This is a genomic window from Rhodococcus sp. MurmanLake-1 (assembly GCF_056945715.1).
Window position 1 is genome coordinate 1317411 of the sequence record NZ_JBWZNF010000001.1, and the last position, 14047, is coordinate 1331457.

At 61.8% G+C, this 14047-nt stretch carries 22 protein-coding genes; 1 reads left to right on the forward strand and 21 read right to left on the reverse strand.

Translation table 11 applies throughout. From position 1 onward, the window contains the following. Positions 1-11: 11 nt before the first annotated feature. Positions 12-1154 carry an acyl-CoA dehydrogenase family protein gene (locus AC2ETI_RS06075; protein WP_020906899.1) on the forward strand — a complete coding sequence of 381 codons (1143 nt, stop codon included), beginning with the start codon at positions 12-14 and terminating at the stop codon, positions 1152-1154. A 57-nt stretch (positions 1155-1211) separates the two neighbouring features. Here the strand turns inward: AC2ETI_RS06075 and truA are convergent, their stop codons facing one another. From truA to rplN, 21 genes are all read right to left on the reverse strand, one after another. Next, entirely contained in the window at positions 1212-2096 is an 885-nt protein-coding gene (gene truA / locus AC2ETI_RS06080) for a tRNA pseudouridine(38-40) synthase TruA (protein ID WP_047888525.1), read from the reverse strand. Between the two features lie 6 nt (positions 2097-2102). After that, positions 2103-2660 (reverse strand): 50S ribosomal protein L17, encoded by a 558-nt coding sequence (rplQ, locus tag AC2ETI_RS06085; protein WP_020906897.1) that lies wholly within the window; start codon positions 2658-2660, stop codon positions 2103-2105. Positions 2661-2689: 29 nt separating this feature from the next. Beyond that, the gene (locus tag AC2ETI_RS06090; RefSeq protein WP_003941016.1) at positions 2690-3751 is read right to left on the reverse strand and encodes a DNA-directed RNA polymerase subunit alpha; all 1062 of its coding nucleotides are present in this window, start codon (positions 3749-3751) and stop codon (positions 2690-2692) included. A 120-nt stretch (positions 3752-3871) separates the two neighbouring features. Continuing rightward, positions 3872-4477 (reverse strand): 30S ribosomal protein S4, encoded by a 606-nt coding sequence (gene rpsD / locus AC2ETI_RS06095; RefSeq protein ID WP_003940769.1) that lies wholly within the window; start codon positions 4475-4477, stop codon positions 3872-3874. Positions 4478-4499: 22 nt separating this feature from the next. Next, positions 4500-4913: a 30S ribosomal protein S11 gene (gene rpsK, locus AC2ETI_RS06100; RefSeq protein WP_003940683.1), complete on the reverse strand. Its 414-nt coding sequence runs from the start codon at positions 4911-4913 to the stop codon at positions 4500-4502. Further along, positions 4913-5287: a 30S ribosomal protein S13 gene (gene rpsM, locus AC2ETI_RS06105; protein ID WP_003940834.1), complete on the reverse strand. Its 375-nt coding sequence runs from the start codon at positions 5285-5287 to the stop codon at positions 4913-4915. The genes rpsK and rpsM overlap by 1 nt, the downstream gene beginning before the upstream one ends. 250 nt (positions 5288-5537) lie before the next feature. Further along, positions 5538-5651 carry a 50S ribosomal protein L36 gene (gene rpmJ, locus AC2ETI_RS06110; protein WP_003938068.1) on the reverse strand — a complete coding sequence of 38 codons (114 nt, stop codon included), beginning with the start codon at positions 5649-5651 and terminating at the stop codon, positions 5538-5540. A gap of 90 nt (positions 5652-5741) precedes the next feature. Continuing rightward, entirely contained in the window at positions 5742-5963 is a 222-nt protein-coding gene (gene infA / locus AC2ETI_RS06115) for a translation initiation factor IF-1 (RefSeq protein WP_003418601.1), read from the reverse strand. Between the two features lie 313 nt (positions 5964-6276). Beyond that, positions 6277-7074, reverse strand: a complete 798-nt coding sequence (map, locus tag AC2ETI_RS06120; RefSeq protein WP_003940806.1) for a type I methionyl aminopeptidase — start codon at positions 7072-7074, stop codon at positions 6277-6279. After that, positions 7074-7619, reverse strand: a complete 546-nt coding sequence (locus AC2ETI_RS06125; protein WP_003940868.1) for an adenylate kinase — start codon at positions 7617-7619, stop codon at positions 7074-7076. Before AC2ETI_RS06125 ends, map begins: the two co-directional genes overlap by 1 nt. Beyond that, entirely contained in the window at positions 7616-8935 is a 1320-nt protein-coding gene (gene secY, locus AC2ETI_RS06130; RefSeq protein WP_020906895.1) for a preprotein translocase subunit SecY, read from the reverse strand. The genes AC2ETI_RS06125 and secY overlap by 4 nt, the downstream gene beginning before the upstream one ends. 257 nt (positions 8936-9192) lie before the next feature. Next, a complete protein-coding gene (gene rplO, locus AC2ETI_RS06135) occupies positions 9193-9636 on the reverse strand; it encodes a 50S ribosomal protein L15 (protein WP_019747555.1) in 444 nt (147 codons plus the stop codon). A gap of 2 nt (positions 9637-9638) precedes the next feature. Further along, positions 9639-9818 (reverse strand): 50S ribosomal protein L30, encoded by a 180-nt coding sequence (gene rpmD / locus AC2ETI_RS06140; RefSeq protein ID WP_483633661.1) that lies wholly within the window; start codon positions 9816-9818, stop codon positions 9639-9641. Then, complete coding sequence (gene rpsE, locus AC2ETI_RS06145; RefSeq protein ID WP_003940718.1) at positions 9818-10489, reverse strand: 30S ribosomal protein S5; 672 nt, start codon at positions 10487-10489, stop codon at positions 9818-9820. Before rpsE ends, rpmD begins: the two co-directional genes overlap by 1 nt. Positions 10490-10520: 31 nt before the next feature. Continuing rightward, a complete protein-coding gene (gene rplR / locus AC2ETI_RS06150) occupies positions 10521-10928 on the reverse strand; it encodes a 50S ribosomal protein L18 (RefSeq protein WP_003940996.1) in 408 nt (135 codons plus the stop codon). A gap of 1 nt (position 10929) precedes the next feature. Next, positions 10930-11469: a 50S ribosomal protein L6 gene (gene rplF / locus AC2ETI_RS06155; protein ID WP_003940970.1), complete on the reverse strand. Its 540-nt coding sequence runs from the start codon at positions 11467-11469 to the stop codon at positions 10930-10932. A gap of 14 nt (positions 11470-11483) precedes the next feature. Next, positions 11484-11882 (reverse strand): 30S ribosomal protein S8, encoded by a 399-nt coding sequence (gene rpsH, locus AC2ETI_RS06160; RefSeq protein ID WP_003940873.1) that lies wholly within the window; start codon positions 11880-11882, stop codon positions 11484-11486. 452 nt (positions 11883-12334) lie between these two features. Further along, entirely contained in the window at positions 12335-12520 is a 186-nt protein-coding gene (locus tag AC2ETI_RS06165) for a type Z 30S ribosomal protein S14 (protein ID WP_003940698.1), read from the reverse strand. Positions 12521-12524: 4 nt separating this feature from the next. After that, positions 12525-13091 (reverse strand): 50S ribosomal protein L5, encoded by a 567-nt coding sequence (rplE, locus tag AC2ETI_RS06170; protein WP_003940924.1) that lies wholly within the window; start codon positions 13089-13091, stop codon positions 12525-12527. Position 13092: 1 nt separating this feature from the next. Further along, positions 13093-13410: a 50S ribosomal protein L24 gene (gene rplX, locus AC2ETI_RS06175; protein WP_003941019.1), complete on the reverse strand. Its 318-nt coding sequence runs from the start codon at positions 13408-13410 to the stop codon at positions 13093-13095. Beyond that, positions 13410-13778, reverse strand: a complete 369-nt coding sequence (gene rplN, locus AC2ETI_RS06180; protein ID WP_003940951.1) for a 50S ribosomal protein L14 — start codon at positions 13776-13778, stop codon at positions 13410-13412. The genes rplX and rplN overlap by 1 nt, the downstream gene beginning before the upstream one ends. Between the last annotated feature and the right edge of the window lie 269 nt (positions 13779-14047).

A 14047-nucleotide genomic window follows, 5' to 3' on the forward strand; every position in this document is an offset into this window, starting at 1 on the left:
AGGAGCCGACCGTGCCCGTCGAACGCCTGATGCCCAGCCAAGAAGCTCGCGATCTCATCGAACTGACGCGTGATGTCGCGGACAAGGTACTCGCGCCCAAGGTCAACGAATACGAGAAGGCCGAGAAGTATCCCGAAGGCGTATTCCCCGCACTCGGACAGGCAGGCCTGCTGAGCCTTCCGTATCCCGAGGAATTCGGTGGCGGCGATCAGCCGTACGAGGTGTACCTCCAAGTCCTCGAAGAAATCGCCTCGCGCTGGGCAGCGGTTGCAGTGGCGGTGAGCGTGCACAGCCTCTCATGCTTCCCACTGTTCACCTTCGGCACCGACGAACAGAAGGCCCGCTGGCTGCCGGACATGCTGGGCGGCAACACCATCGGCGCATACAGCCTTTCCGAAGCGCAGGCCGGATCCGACGCCGCCGCATTGTCGTGCAAGGCGACGGCCACCGACGGTGGCTATCGCATCAACGGCTCGAAGGCCTGGATCACCAACGGCGGCAAGGCAGACTTCTACAACCTCTTCGCCCGCACCAGTGACGACGGCTCTCGCGGCATCTCCTGCCTCCTGGTGGACAAGGACACCGAAGGCCTCAGCTTCGGCAAGCCCGAGGAGAAGATGGGACTGCGCGCGGTCCCCACTGCATCCGCGAATTACGACGACGCCTTCGTCCCTGACGAGCGGTTGATCGGTCAGCGCGGCCAGGGATTGCCGATCGCCTTCAGCGCGCTCGACTCCGGCCGGCTCGGAATCGCTGCTGTTGCCGTCGGAATCGCTCAGGGCGCACTCGACGACGCGGTCGCTTACGCGAAGGAGCGCAAGGCATTCGGCAAGCGGATCATCGATCACCAGGGCCTCGGATTCGTCCTCGCGGACATGGCGGCCGCAGTTGACTCCGCGCGAGCCACTTACCTCGATGCAGCCCGCCGCCGCGACGCCGGAGTTCCGTATTCGCGCAACGCCAGCGTCGCCAAGCTCGTTGCCACCGACGCAGCAATGAAGGTCACCACCGACGCCGTTCAAGTATTCGGTGGGTATGGCTACACCCAGGACTTCCCCGTCGAGCGCTACATGCGCGAGGCCAAGATCACGCAGATCTTCGAGGGCACCAATCAGATTCAGCGTCTGGTCATCGCGCGCCAATTGGCGGGATAGTCGTCTACGTGAAATGCCCTCCCACGCAGAGTGGGAGGGCATTTTCTATCAAGGCGGTCAGTCGCCGCAGCACCCGCCCGAAGACGGAATCTCGCGAGTTTCACGGGTAATCGCGTTGCGGGCAGCCAGTTCCGAGTAGTCGGGGTAGTCCACGCGAACCAACGAAAGTCCGTGCGCCGGCGCAACGAGGATCGAACTCGACCGCGACGTTTCGTCGAGCAAACCTGCCAACCAGTCGGCGGTGCGGCGTCCCTCACCGACCGAGAGGACTGCCCCGACAAGACTCCGGACCATCGACCAGCAGAACGCATCGGCATTCACGTACGCCGTGAACACCGTGCCCTCCTGCGCCCAGTCGAAGCGTTGCAGCTCCCGCACCGTCGTAGCGCCTTCTCGACGCTTGCAGAATGCCGCGAAGTTGTGCAGGCCCAGAAGCCGATTCGACGCTTCTTGCATCGCTGTGAGATCGAGTGGTTTGGGGTACGACACCGTATCGCGCGCGCGTAGGGGTTCCACTCCGAATGCCGCGTTGGTCACCCGGTACTCGTAGTAGCGTCGCATCGCCGAGAAGCGCGCATCGAAGTCACCCGGAACCACCGAGATCTGTTTGACCCGAACGTCCTTGGGCAGGAAGCGTGCAAGTCTGCGCACGAGTCGCGACGGATCGTCGGGGAGCAACTCGCCCTGGACGTCGACGTGCGCTACCTGCCCCGTGGCGTGAACGCCGGCGTCCGTGCGACCGGCAACAGTCAGCTGAACCGGTTGCCGTAGTACCGTTCCCAACTTGTCTTCGATCTCACCGCACACGGTGCGCAGATCGGTTTGACGGGCCCAGCCCGAGAAGTCGGTGCCGTCGTAGGAGATGTCCAGCCGCAATCGAACGAGCCCGCCGTCCCCGATGGGGGCGGCGGGCTCGTTCGATTCAGCGTGTGCCGAAACCAAGGGAGACTAGTCCTTCTTGGCCTCTTCGGCCTCGGGAGCGTCGGCCGCAGTTGCGGTCTCGTCCTCGATAGCCTCGACGACTGCGTCAGCGTTCTCGACCTCAGCCTCGGTCGCGTCGGCCTCTACGGCCTCGACGACGTTCTCTGCGGCGGGAGCTTCCTGCGAGGACTTGACGCGACGAGCGCGGTCAGCCTCGGAGGTGACGGTCTTTTCCTTGACGAGCTCGATGATTGCCATCGGAGCGTTGTCGCCCTTGCGGGGGATCGTCTTGATGATGCGGGTGTATCCACCGTTACGGTCCGCGTAGAACGGGCCGATCTCGGCGAACAGGGTGTGAACGACATCCTTGTTGCGGATGACCTTCAGCACCTCACGACGGTGAGCCAGCGTGCCGGCCTTCGCGTGCGTGACGAGCTTCTCGGCGTAGGGGCGCAGTGCCTTGGCCTTGGACTCGGTGGTGGTGATGCGACCGTGCTCGAAGAGCGCGGTAGCCAGATTGGCGAAAATCGCCTTCTGGTGGGAAGCCGACCCGCCGAAGCGGGCACCCTTCTTGGGCTTGGGCATGATGATCTCCTAGTAAAGGACCTGAGCTGCTACAGCTGTTCGGTCTCGGCGTAGTCCTCGGTACCTTCGGCATCGCCGAAGGAACCGGCATCAGTGTCACTCCACGTTCCGGTGGCGGCGTCGTAGCCGGCAACGGTGGTGGGATCGAAGGATGCGGGGCTGTCCTTGAGGGACAGGCCGAGCGAATGCAGCTTGACCTTGACCTCGTCGATGGACTTCTGTCCGAAGTTGCGGATGTCGAGCAGATCGGACTCGGTACGGCCGACAAGCTCACCGACGGTGTGAACACCTTCGCGCTTGAGGCAGTTGTAGGAGCGGACCGTGAGGTCCAGATCCTCGATGGGGAGTCCGAAGGAAGCGATGTGATCGGCCTCGGCGGGCGAGGGTCCGATCTCGATTCCTTCTGCTTCGACGTTCAGCTCACGGGCCAGGCCGAAGAGCTCAACCAGGGTCTTGCCCGCCGAAGCGAGCGCGTCCCGTGCGGTGATGGAGTTCTTCGTTTCCACGTCGAGAACGAGCCGATCGAAGTCGGTGCGCTGTTCGACGCGAGTGGCCTCCACCTTGTAGGTGACCTTGAGCACCGGCGAGTAGATCGAGTCGACCGGGATACGGCCGATCTCTGCGCCGGACGCCTTGTTCTGGACGGCGGGGACGTAGCCACGACCGCGCTCGACAACGAGCTCGATCTCCAGCTTTCCCTTGTCGTTCAGGGTGGCGATGTGCAGATCAGGGTTGTTCACGGTGACGCCTGCCGGGGGCACGATGTCGCCTGCAGTAACAGCGCCGGGGCCCTGCTTGCGGACGTACATGGTGACCGGCTCGTCCTCTTCGGAGTTCACGACGAGGCCCTTGAGGTTCAGGATGATGTCGGTGACATCTTCCTTCACTCCCGGGACGGTGGTGAACTCGTGGAGAACGCCGTCGATACGGATGCTGGTGACAGCAGCGCCGGGGATCGACGAGAGCAGCGTGCGGCGCAGCGAATTGCCGAGCGTGTACCCGAAACCTGGCTCCAGGGGCTCGATGACGAACTTCGAGCGGTTATCAGCGATGACCTCTTCGGTCAGCGTGGGTCGCTGAGAAATGAGCATTGGTATTTCCTCCTGTACGGACGTCCACTATTTGACGCCCACGATGGGAAAGGGCCTGCGGCCCTGTGAGTGGTTGAGGAGTCCGGAGACTCCTCAACCACTCACGGGGTGCGAAGCGCCTTACTTCGAGTAGTACTCGACGATGAGCTGTTCCTGCAGAGCGATGTCGATCTGCGCGCGCTCGGGAAGCTGGTGAACCAGGATCCGCAGACGCGAGCCGACAACCTGCAGCCACCCGGGAACCGGGCGATCGCCGACGGTCTCACGCGCAACCTGGAACGGAAGCGTGGAGAGCGACTTCTCCTTGACATCGATGATGTCGTACTGCGATACGCGGTAGCTCGGGATGTCGACCTTCTTGTTGTTCACGAGAAGGTGACCGTGCGTGACCAGCTGACGTGCCTGACGGCGCGTGCGAGCGAGGCCTGCGCGGTACACGACGTTGTCGAGACGCGACTCGAGGATGCGAAGCAGGTTCTCGCCGGTCTTGCCGGGGCGGTTGTTCGCCTCCTTGTAGTACAGGCGGAACTGCTTCTCCATGACGCCGTAGGTGAAGCGAGCCTTCTGCTTCTCCTGCAGCTGGAGCAGGTACTCGCTCTCCTTGATACGCGCGCGGCCGTGCTGTCCGGGCGGGTACGGGCGACGCTCGAATGCCTGGTCGCCTCCAACGAGGTCGACGCGCAGACGACGCGACTTGCGGGTGATGGGTCCGGTATAACGTGCCATTTTCTTCTACCTATCCTTCCCGCTATACCCGACGCCGCTTGGGCGGACGGCAGCCGTTGTGCGGCTGGGGGGTTACATCGGAAATGGTGCCGACCTCGAGGCCAGCAGCCTGGAGGGAACGGATTGCGGTCTCGCGACCGGATCCCGGTCCCTTGACGAAGACGTCAACCTTCTTGACACCGTGCTCCTGCGCCTTACGGGCAGCGCTCTCAGCAGCAAGCTGAGCGGCGAAGGGAGTCGACTTACGCGAACCCTTGAAGCCGACGTGTCCCGAAGACGCCCAGGAAATAACATTTCCGGCGGGGTCCGTGATGGACACGATGGTGTTGTTGAAGGTGCTCTTGATGTGAGCGGCGCCGTGCGGGATGTTCTTCTTATCCCTGCGACGCGTCTTCTGGGTCTTCTTCGGACCGGTGCTACGTGACTTCGGGGGCATTACTTCGCCTTCTTCTTGCCGGCAATGGTGCGCTTCGGACCCTTACGGGTACGGGCGTTGGTCTTGGTGCGCTGACCACGCACGGGCAGACCACGACGGTGGCGCAGGCCCTGGTAGCAGCCGATCTCGATCTTGCGACGGATGTCGGCCTGAACCTCGCGGCGAAGGTCACCCTCGACCTTGAGCGACTCCTCGATGTACTCGCGGAGCTTTGCCAGGTCCTCGTCCGAGAGGTCCTTGCTCCGGAGATCCGGGCTGACGCCGGTGGCGTCAAGGATTTCCTTGGAGCGGGTACGGCCGATGCCGTAGATGTATGTCAGTGCGATCTCCATGCGCTTTTCGCGAGGAAGATCAACACCAGAGAGACGTGCCATGGTGGCATTTCCTTATCGGTGTGCGGAGGTCTGCTCCCAGCCCTTCCCCTGTGCCTCTTGCCGAGTACCGACGCCCGAAGGCGCAGATGATCTCATCAACTAACTCAGTGGGGCCCCGGCCTCCGTGCCGGGGGTGAACCATTGTCCGACCTTGGCGATCGGTGAACGATCGCGTGGGGTCTCGTCAACAATGGCTGGTACTGGGAGGTCTTCTTTGCTTGTTGCCAAGCAGATCTTCGAAAAGCTAGATCTAGCCCTGACGCTGCTTGTGACGCAGGTTCTCGCAGATCACCATGACTCGACCGTTACGGCGAATCACTTTGCACTTCTCGCAGATCTTCTTGACGCTCGGCTGAACCTTCACGTCTTCTGATCTCCTGTTTTGTCGCAGCCCGCCGCGATGAACCGCGGCAGACATACTTCTCCCTGACCCAGGTCAGGTCCGGGAAGTTCGTTACTTGTAGCGGTAAACGATGCGTCCGCGCGACAAATCGTAGGGCGAGAGCTCCACGACAACGCGATCTTCCGGGAGGATGCGAATGTAGTGCTGACGCATCTTTCCGCTGATGTGGGCGAGGACCTTGTGGCCATTCTCGAGCTCAATGCGGAACATCGCATTGGGCAGCGGCTCGACTACTCGTCCTTCGACCTCGATGGCCCCGTCTTTCTTAGCCATATCCTCCGCGATCCGTTTGGTTTGGCATGCTTCGTGCATCGGCTTCCGTTACATTGGCACGCAATGGAAAGATCGTCGGCACTTCGGGGGCCCGATCCCGGAGCGATCCGGGCGTAAGCACACGAACTATCGACGCGCATAGCGCACCGCCTAGCCATGTTACGCGATGTAAACGACCAGGCCAAATGCGCCTCCGGTCAGGGTGACGACGCACACCGCTCCCCCATCGAAAAAGTCCCAGCCTCGACATGAGGCTGGGACTTCTCGAACGTGAATCATGCTCGCTGCCAACACTTGTCAGCAACGGCGTCAACTACTCCGGCCGGAGTGTGAGAATCCGCGGACCGTCCTCGGTCACAGCGACAGTGTGTTCCCAGTGCGCCGCACGGGACCCGTCAGTCGTCACAACGGTCCAGTCATCGTCGAGAATCACCGTGTCGGTGGTGCCGAGCGTCAGCATCGGCTCGATCGCGAGGCACGATCCGACAACCAGTTCAGGACCCTTACCCGGGGCACCTTCATTGGCGAGGAACGGATCCATGTGCATTTCCCGACCGATTCCGTGTCCACCGTATCCGTCGACGATGCCGTAGGAACGACCGTGCAACTTCTCGGCGGCATGAGTACCGACCTCGATCGCGTGCGAAACATCCGTCAGACGGTTACCGGCGATCATCGCCGCGATCCCGGCTTCCATCGAAAGCCGAGTGGCTTCGCTGAGTTCCTGATCGGCGACGCTGATCTCACCGACACCGAACGTCCAGGCAGAGTCACCGTGCCAACCGTCGAGGATCGCGCCACAGTCGATGGAAACGAGGTCGCCTTCAGCCAGGATGTCCTGGGCTGAGGGGATCCCGTGAACGACGCGATCGTTGACCGAAGAGCAGATCGAACCGGTGAAGCCGTGGTACCCGAGGAACGAGGGCACGGCGCCGGCGTCACGAATGACCGATTCTGCGACCGCGTTCAATTCCAAAGTGCTGACACCGGGCTTTGCCGCAGCGCGCACCGCCACCAGGGCCGAACCCACGATCGCACCGGCAGCAGCCATCGCGTCGAGTTCGCCCGCGGAGCGGAACGGAACAACCTTGCGTTTACGCCCGAAGACCATTACTTACCCAACGCTGCCAGTGCGCGTGCGTTGACTTCTTCGACCTCGCCGATCGCGTCGACGGAGACGATGCTGTCCTTGTAGTAATCGAACAGCGGTGACGTCTCGTCGCGGTAGACCCGGAGTCGGTTGCGAATGACGTCCTCGGTGTCGTCTGCACGACCGCGGGCGAGCATGCGCTCGACCACGATGTCCTCGTCGACGACAAAAGAGAGAACACCGTCGAGCTTGGTGTCGAGATCCTTCAAGATTCCCTCGAGTGCCTGAGCCTGTTCGACCGAGCGCGGAAATCCGTCGAGAAGGAAACCGTTTGCTGCGTCCGGTTCTGCGACGCGAGCCTTCACCATGTCGTTGGTGATCGAACTCGGTACGAGTTCGCCGGCGTCGATGTACTTCTTTGCTTCCACACCGAGAGCGGTGGCCTGACCGATGTTCGCGCGGAAGAGATCACCCGTGGAGATATGGGGAACGCCGAACTTCTCGGACAAGATAGCGGCCTGGGTGCCCTTGCCGGCACCGGGAGGACCAAGGAGGACAAGTCTCACTTGAGGAACCCTTCATAGTTACGCTGCATTAGCTGACTCTCGATCTGCTTCACGGTGTCCAGGCCGACGCTGACCATGATCAGCACCGCGGTGCCACCGAACGGCAGGTTCTGCGCGCCGCCGCCATTCCCGATGTCGAGGAACAGGTTGGGCAGAACAGCAATGGTGCCGAGGTAAATCGCACCCGGAAGGGTGATGCGACTCAGCACGTAGTTGAGGTAGTCCGCGGTCGGCTGACCTGGTCGGATACCGGGGATGAAGCCGCCGAACTTCTTCATCTCGTCGGCGCGCTCTTCGGGATTGAAGGTGATGGCGACGTAGAAGTACGTGAAGAAGACGATCAGGCCGAAGTAGATCGCGATGTACACCGGGTTGGCCGGGTTCACCAGGTAGGTGTTGATGAGGCGCTGCCACCAACTGGGGTCGACCGCTGTACTGGCCGAAGTCAGCTGTGCGATCAAGTTCGGGAGGTACAGCAGTGAAGACGCGAAGATCACCGGGATGACGCCGGCCTGGTTCACCTTCAGAGGCAGGTACGTCGAGGATCCGCCGTACATCTTGCGTCCGACCATCCGCTTTGCGTACTGAACCGGGATCCGGCGCTGACCCTGCTCGACGAAGACGACACCGGCGATGATCAACAGCGCTGCGAGGCAGACGAAGGCGAAGACCAGTGGACCGCGGCTGTCGAGAATCGACTTGCCCTCGCTCGGGATACGCGATGCGATACCGGCGAAGATGAGGAGCGACATACCGTTACCCACGCCACGTTCGGTGATGACCTCGCCGAACCACATGACCATGGCAGCACCGGCAGTCATGACCAGCACGATGATGGCAAGACCGAAGATCGACTTGTCGGCGATGATGTCGTCACAGCCCTGGAGCAACTGTCCGCGTGCCGCAAGAGCGACGATGCCGGTCGACTGCAGGATTGCCAGAGCGATGGACAGGTAACGCGTGTACTGCGTCATCTTGGCCTGACCGGACTGGCCTTCTTTTCGAAGTTCCTCGAACTTCGGGATCACCACGGTCAGCAGCTGCACGATGATGCTTGCCGTGATGTACGGCATGATGCCGATCGCAAAGATCGACATCTGCAGCAGAGCGCCACCGGAGAACAGGTTGATCAGCGAGTAGATACCTGCTGAGTCACCGGAGTTGGCGATATCGATGCACTGACGCACGCGGCCGTAGTCGACACCTGGGGACGGAATGAGAGCGCCGACCCGATACAGAGCCACCAAGCCGAGGGTGAAGAGGATCTTCCGCCTCAGGTCTGGGGTCCTGAGGGCCGAGACGAAGGCGGAAAGCAAAGATCCTCCTGGCACGACGGTAGGGAGACAGATCGTTTGACCTGTCGAACTTTTGAACTCTAACAGTGAGCATTTGGGAACTAAGCGGGCAGACCACGAAAACCGGGTAAGCCGAAGATACATTTGCCACTCGGTGACCAGAATACTGGCCCATCCGAGGCATGCACGACCAATCTGTGACAAGACCTGGTAGACGCCGATGGCCGCAGCGCAGCAAACGCTGCGCTGCGGCCATCGGACTAGCTACGCGTGATTACTCACAGCTCGGTGGCGGAACCACCGGCAGCAGCAATCTTTTCCTTGGCGGAACCGGTGAACTTGTCGACGGTCACCTGAACGGCAACTGTCAGTTCGCCGTCGCCCAGAACCTTGACGAGCTGGTTCTTGCGGACTGCGCCCTTGGCAACGAGATCCTCGACCGTGATTGCTCCACCTTCGGGGAACAGACGGGCGATGTCGCCGACATTGACGACCTGGTACTCGGTGCGGAACGGGTTCGTGAAGCCCTTGAGCTTGGGCAGACGCATGTGAAGCGGCATCTGTCCACCCTCGAAGCCCACGCGCACGGTGTTACGTGCCTTGGTGCCCTTGGTACCGCGACCTGCGGTCTTACCACGCTTGCCGCCCTCACCGCGTCCAACACGAATCTTGTTGGACTTGGATCCCGGAGCGGGGCGCAGGTGGTGCAGTTTGATGGTCATGGTTAGACCTCCTCAACTGTTACGAGGTGGCGCACCACGTTGATCAGACCGCGGTTCTGTGCGTTGTCCTCACGAACAACGGCCTGACGGATGCCCTTGAGACCGAGCGTGCGCAGAGAATCCTTCTGGTTCTGCTTGGTCCCGATGATGCTCTTGATCTGAGTGACCTTGAGATCTGCCATTACTTCACACTCCCAGCAGCCTGTGCGCGAGCGCGAAGCATGCCGGCGGGTGCAACCTCTTCGAGGGTGAGGCCGCGGCGAGCCGCAACTTCCTCGGGACGCTGCAGACCCTTGAGCGCAGCAACGGTCGCATGCACGACGTTGATGGCGTTGTCGCTACCGAGCGACTTCGACAGGATGTCCGCGATACCAGCGCACTCCAGCACGGCGCGCACAGCGCCACCGGCGATAACACCGGTACCGGGGCTTGCCGGGCGAAGCATGACGATGCCGGCAGCAGCCTCACCCTGAACGGGGTGAGTGATGGTGTTGGCGATCATCGGGACGCGGAAGAAGCTCTTGCGAGCCTCCTCGACACCCTTCTGGATGGCCGCGGGAACTTCCTTGGCCTTTCCGTAGCCGACGCCGACCAGTCCGTTGCCGTCTCCGACGATCACCAGAGCGGTGAAGCTGAAGCGACGACCACCCTTGACGACCTTGGAAACGCGGTTGATCGTGACAACGCGCTCGATGAACTGTGACTTCTCCGCAGCGTTTCCGCCACGGCCACCGTCGCGACGGTCACGGCCGCCACCACGGTTGTCCCCACGAGCGTTGCTGTTGTCACCGCTGTTGGGGCCATTCTGTCCGGCGGGTCCGCTTCCGCCGTCACGCCTTTGACGTCCCGGCATCAGGCTGTCCTTCCGTTGAAAATGTTGGTCATCAGAACTTCAACCCGCCTTCGCGAGCCGCGTCTGCCAGGGCCGCGATGCGACCGTGGTAGCCGTGTCCGCCGTGGTCGAAGACAACTGCTTCCACGCCGGCAGCCTTGGCGCGCTCGGCGATCAGCTGACCGACCTTCGCGCTCGCAGCCTTCTTGTCGCCTTCTGCCACGCGCACGTCTGCTTCGATGGTCGACGCGGAGGCCAGGGTGTGGCCGGCCAGGTCGTCCACGAGCTGGACGTGGATGTGGCGCGAGGACCGGTTGACGACCAAGCGGGGACGCTCGGGCGTGCCGGAGACCTTCTTGCGGAGACGGAAGTGACGACGCGTCTTCGAGAGACGACGCTTGGTGGACGCATCCTTGCCCAGCGGAATCCGCTTGGCTTTCTGGTTTGCAGTCTGGCTCATATCACTTACCCGTCTTTCCGACCTTGCGGCGGATCTGCTCACCCTCGTAACGCACGCCCTTACCCTTGTACGGGTCCGGACGACGGAGACGACGGATGTTGGCCGAGATCTGCCCGACCTTCTGCTTGTCGATGCCGGACACCGAGAACCGGGTGGGCGACTCGACGACGAAGGTGATGCCTTCAGGAGCCTCGATCGGCACCGGGTGGCTGAAGCCGAGCGCGAACTCGAGGTCCTTGCCCTTCAGTGCCACACGGTAACCAACACCGTGGATCTCCATCTTCTTCGTGTAACCCTCGGTGACACCGGTGATGATGTTCGCAACCAGGGTCCGCGACAGACCGTGCAGCGCGCGGCTACGACGCTCGTCGTCGGGGCGCGTGACGCTCAGCGAGCCGTCCTCTGCCTTTTCGATTGCGATGGGCTCGGAGATGGTCAGCGCGAGGGTGCCCTTGGGACCCTTGACGGTGACATCCTGGCCGCTGATCGTGACGTCAACGCCCGCGGGGACGGTGACCGGAATCTTTCCAATACGCGACATTGTGGTGGCCTCCCTTACCAGACGTAGGCGAGGACTTCCCCGCCTACTCCTTGATTGGCCGCCTGGCGATCGGTGAGCAGACCGGACGACGTGGAGATGATGGCCACGCCGAGGCCTCCGAGGACCTTGGGCAGGTTGGTGGACTTCGCGTAAACCCGGAGACCGGGCTTGGAAACGCGACGCACGCCGGCGAGGCTACGCTCGCGGCTGGGACCGTACTTCAGATCGACGATGAGGGTCTTGCCGACCTCTGCGTCTTCGGTACGGAAATCGGAGATGTAGCCCTCGCGCTTGAGGATCTCGGCGATGTTCGCCTTGATCTTCGAGTGGGGAAGCTTCACCTCATCGTGGTACGCCGTGTTGGCGTTGCGCAGACGCGTCAAGAAGTCTGCGATGGGGTCAGTCATGGTCATAGGTCGACCTCGACACCTTTCTCGCTGTGGTTCCCATGCAACACCGGACGAATCCGATCGTGGGCCTCCAGCAATTCGGCTGGGCCGTCCGACTTGTGTCAGACGGCGTAAGTTACCGCACCGAGCTGAACGCATGCGTCAGCCACGGCAACCGCTCTAGTGTAGGGAACTTTGGCGCAGGTGTCCACCGGGATGCCACGTCGGCTCCCCCACCGCCACCCGAAGGTCGCTGATCGGGAAGGTATCGACGCACCCCGAAATCTGAACTGCTCGTTCGTCACCGAAGAACGACATCGACGAACGATGATCGCTTTCAACCAGAGTCGCAGCGCGACAGTTCTTTTCAGGATCGGCGCGATACACAACTCGATGGAAACCACGAATGGACGTGGGTTCCAAAGGAACCCACGTCCATTCACATGCGTGGTGTGACGAAGCCCGAGGGCCTCAGATCACCAAGAGCTCTTGCGAACTCCGGGAAGCTCGCCGGCGTGAGCCATCTCGCGAACGCAGATACGGCACAAGCCGAACTTGCGGAACACCGAGTGCGGGCGACCGCACCGCTGGCAGCGGGTGTAGGCGCGAACCGCGAACTTGGGCTTCTTGTTGGCCTTGTTGACCAATGCCTTCTTAGCCATGCGCTCAGTTCTCCTTGAACGGGAAGCCGAGGTGCTTGAGCAGTGCACGGCCTTCTTCGTTGTTGGTTGCGGTGGTCACGACGGTGATGTCCATACCGCGGGGGCGATCGATCTTGTCCACGTCGATCTCGTGGAACATCGACTGCTCGTTGAGGCCGAACGTGTAGTTGCCGTTGCCGTCGAACTGGTTGCCCGAGAGACCGCGGAAGTCGCGGATACGGGGCAGAGCGACAGACACGAGGCGGTCCAGGAACTCCCACATGCGGTCACCACGGAGGGTGACGCGTGCGCCGATGGGCATACCTTCGCGGAGCTTGAACTGCGCGATGGACTTACGTGCCTTGCGGATCTCGGGCTTCTGGCCCGTGATCAGCGACAGGTCATGGACAGCGCCGTTGATCAGCTTGGCGTCACGGGCAGCGTCGCCGACGCCCATGTTGACGACAACCTTGACCACGCCGGGGATCTGCATGACGTTCGAGTAGTCGAACTCGCTGTTGAGCGCGTCCTTGATCTCAGCGCGGTAGCGTGCCTTGAGGCGCGGCTGGACCTTGTTTTCGGTGGAGGTCATGTCAGATGTCCTTCCCGTTCTTCCGGGAAATCCGAACGCGCTTGCCGGACTCTTCGTCGGTGCGGTAGCCCACGCGGGTGGGGTTTCCGTCCGAGTCGACGACTGCAACGTTGGAAACGTGGATCGGGGCTTCCTGCGTGACGATGCCGCCGGAGGATGCTCCGCGCTCGTTCGCGGAAACCGCGGTGTGCTTCTTGATTCGGTTCACGCCTTCGACGAGGACCTTGTCGGTCGCGGGGTAGGCCTGAATGACCTTGCCCTTCGCGCCCTTGTCCTTGCCGGCGATGACCAGAACGGTGTCACCCTTGTGCACCTTCATCACAGCACCTCCGGGGCAAGCGAAACGATCTTCATGAACTTCTTCTCGCGCAGCTCACGGCCGACGGGTCCGAAGATGCGGGTTCCACGGGGATCACTGTCAGCCTTGATGAGCACTGCAGCGTTCTCGTCGAACTTGATGTAGGAACCGTCCGGACGACGGCGCTCCTTGGTCGTGCGAACGATGACGGCCTTGACGACCTCACCCTTCTTGATGTTTCCACCGGGGATTGCGTCCTTGACGGTGGCGACGATGACGTCACCGATCCCGGCGTAGCGACGTGACGAACCGCCGAGAACGCGGATGCAAAGGATTTCCTTGGCACCCGTGTTATCAGCGACGCGAACTCGCGACTCCTGCTGAATCACTTGATCTCCCTAGACCTGGAATTTCGTGCGCAACGGATTACCGACCCGGTGCGCGCGGTCATTGTTGCCACCTGCGTCGTGTCTGAGCTGCAGTCCCACCGACTGACGTCGGGAGACGATCACTGCAAGCACCGTTCGAGCTGCGCACGTGAAGACACACCTCTGCCACAGGCAACCGTTCTATTGTAGGGAAGGGTTCACCGAATACCAAATCAGCCGTACTCGACGCAACTCGAACCCTTCGCCCGGAAAGCCCCTGGAAAGCCCCT

Excerpts from the sequence above, each read along its gene's own strand:
- map (WP_003940806.1), bottom strand. The coding sequence starts at position 7,074 with ATGGTCTTCGGGCGTAAACGCAAGGTTGTTCCGTTCCGCTCCGCGGGC.
- rpsE (WP_003940718.1), bottom strand. The coding sequence starts at position 10,489 with ATGCCGGGACGTCAAAGGCGTGACGGCGGAAGCGGACCCGCCGGACAG.
- rpsD (WP_003940769.1), bottom strand. The coding sequence starts at position 4,477 with ATGGCACGTTATACCGGACCCATCACCCGCAAGTCGCGTCGTCTGCGC.
- rpsM (WP_003940834.1), bottom strand. The coding sequence starts at position 5,287 with ATGGCACGTCTCTCTGGTGTTGATCTTCCTCGCGAAAAGCGCATGGAG.
- rpsK (WP_003940683.1), bottom strand. The coding sequence starts at position 4,913 with ATGCCCCCGAAGTCACGTAGCACCGGTCCGAAGAAGACCCAGAAGACG.
- rplX (WP_003941019.1), bottom strand. The coding sequence starts at position 13,410 with ATGAAGGTGCACAAGGGTGACACCGTTCTGGTCATCGCCGGCAAGGAC.
- rplQ (WP_020906897.1), bottom strand. The coding sequence starts at position 2,660 with ATGCCCAAGCCCAAGAAGGGTGCCCGCTTCGGCGGGTCGGCTTCCCAC.
- rplR (WP_003940996.1), bottom strand. The coding sequence starts at position 10,928 with ATGAGCCAGACTGCAAACCAGAAAGCCAAGCGGATTCCGCTGGGCAAG.
- infA (WP_003418601.1), bottom strand. The coding sequence starts at position 5,963 with ATGGCTAAGAAAGACGGGGCCATCGAGGTCGAAGGACGAGTAGTCGAG.
- rpsH (WP_003940873.1), bottom strand. The coding sequence starts at position 11,882 with ATGACCATGACTGACCCCATCGCAGACTTCTTGACGCGTCTGCGCAAC.
- AC2ETI_RS06090 (WP_003941016.1), bottom strand. The coding sequence starts at position 3,751 with ATGCTCATTTCTCAGCGACCCACGCTGACCGAAGAGGTCATCGCTGAT.
- rplO (WP_019747555.1), bottom strand. The coding sequence starts at position 9,636 with ATGACCATCAAACTGCACCACCTGCGCCCCGCTCCGGGATCCAAGTCC.
- rpmD (WP_483633661.1), bottom strand. The coding sequence starts at position 9,818 with ATGGCAGATCTCAAGGTCACTCAGATCAAGAGCATCATCGGGACCAAG.
- rplE (WP_003940924.1), bottom strand. The coding sequence starts at position 13,091 with ATGACCTCCACCGAAAACAAGGTCCAGCCGCGCCTCAAGGCACGCTAC.
- rplF (WP_003940970.1), bottom strand. The coding sequence starts at position 11,469 with ATGTCGCGTATTGGAAAGATTCCGGTCACCGTCCCCGCGGGCGTTGAC.
- AC2ETI_RS06165 (WP_003940698.1), bottom strand. The coding sequence starts at position 12,520 with ATGGCTAAGAAGGCATTGGTCAACAAGGCCAACAAGAAGCCCAAGTTC.